The sequence below is a fragment of the Cryobacterium sp. MLB-32 genome (assembly GCF_000738085.1).
GTDB lineage: Bacteria > Actinomycetota > Actinomycetes > Actinomycetales > Microbacteriaceae > Cryobacterium.
The window spans coordinates 1-866 of the sequence record NZ_JPRS01000463.1 but is presented as its reverse complement, the minus strand read 5'-3'; the positions used below and the strand labels follow the sequence as shown (position 1 = coordinate 866).

General features: G+C 61.7%; 2 protein-coding genes. Both read left to right on the top strand.

Going from position 1 to position 866, the window contains the following annotated elements; translation table 11 throughout:
- The coding region (locus JF66_RS19390) for a DedA family protein (protein WP_197059503.1) at positions 1–398 on the top strand (398 nt) is incomplete at its 5' end.
- A 77-nt stretch (positions 399–475) separates the two neighbouring features.
- A partial coding sequence (locus JF66_RS19385; RefSeq protein WP_035880523.1) for an ATP-binding cassette domain-containing protein occupies positions 476–866 on the top strand: 391 nt, incomplete at its 3' end.

Below are 866 nucleotides of genomic sequence, written 5' to 3'. Positions count from 1 at the left end.
ACGTCATCGGGCGCACGTCCGGTCCGCGTATCTTCGACCGACGCGAATCCGGCCTTTTCAGCCGAAAGAGCGTAATCCGAACCCACGGCTTCTTTGACCGCTTCGGACCCGCGGCCGTCACGATCGCACGCCTCGTACCCGTGGTGCGCACCTTCGCGCCCGTTGCCGCAGGAGTGGGCAAGATGCCGCGCCGAACGTTCACGTTCTTCAACCTGCTCGGTGCGGTCGGGTGGTCAACTCTCGTCGTTCTGCTCGGCTACGGACTGGCCCACATTCCCGGCGTCGCCGAATTCGCCGCACGCTACATCGATCTTGTTTTGATCGGAATCGTCGTCCTCTCCGTCGTGCCCCTCCTGATCAGAACGGTCCTCGCCCGTCGCGAGAATGCTCGCGTCTAGCGATCGAGCAGGGGCGACCGTGGTGGCCTTGACCATTCTCATCGTGGTCTCATCGTTCGCTACATAGTGTCGGGGATATGACAACATCGGCAATCTCAACGACGGCCCTGTCCCGAACCTTCGGCACCCAGCACGCGCTCGCGGATCTGACCCTCGACGTTCCGCGCGGCGAAATATTCGGCTTGCTCGGCCACAACGGCGCAGGCAAAACCACCACCGTCAATCTCCTCACGACCCTGCTCGAGCCCACCACGGGTGACGCCGTCATCCACGGTCACAGTGTCACAAAGGATGCCGCGGGGGTGCGTGAGTCCATCGGATACCTCCCCGAGAACGTGCAGTTCTACGACAACCTGACACTCCTGGAAAATCTTCGGTTTTTTGCACGCCTGTCCGGCTTACGCCGTCCGGACGCTCGAATCCACGATGTGCTGGGCTTTCTCGATTTCACCGACCACGACAACCAAC